Below are 312 nucleotides of genomic sequence, written 5' to 3' on the forward strand. Positions count from 1 at the left end.
TCCGCATCGGCGGCGAGGAATTCGCCATACTGACGCATCAGTCGCACGCGCCCGCCAGGCTGCTCGGCGAGACCATCAGGAATGCCGCCAAGGCATCGGCGCACACCGCCCGCTTCAACCTCACGGTAAGCGCCGGCGTCTCCACCGTCAGCGAAACGACGCGCTCCCTGGCCGACATTTTCGCGCTGGCCGACCAGCGCCTCTACAAGGCCAAGCTGAGCGGGCGCGACCGCGTGGTCGGCGAACCCGGCAGCGAGGCGATCATCCTGCAGGCGGCCCCGCGAACCGCCTGACCGATAACAACCGCCGCTT

The 312-nt window shown here is 68.6% G+C and carries 1 protein-coding gene; it reads left to right on the plus strand.

Annotated features, from left to right (window positions below; all coding sequences use genetic code 11):
* A partial coding sequence (locus tag EN845_RS34525) for a diguanylate cyclase (protein WP_135931322.1) occupies window positions 1–293 on the plus strand: 293 nt, incomplete at its 5' end.
* Window positions 294–312: the final 19 nt, after the last annotated feature.

It is taken from the genome of Mesorhizobium sp. M8A.F.Ca.ET.202.01.1.1 (assembly GCF_004791595.1).
In the GTDB taxonomy this organism is placed as follows: domain Bacteria; phylum Pseudomonadota; class Alphaproteobacteria; order Rhizobiales; family Rhizobiaceae; genus Mesorhizobium.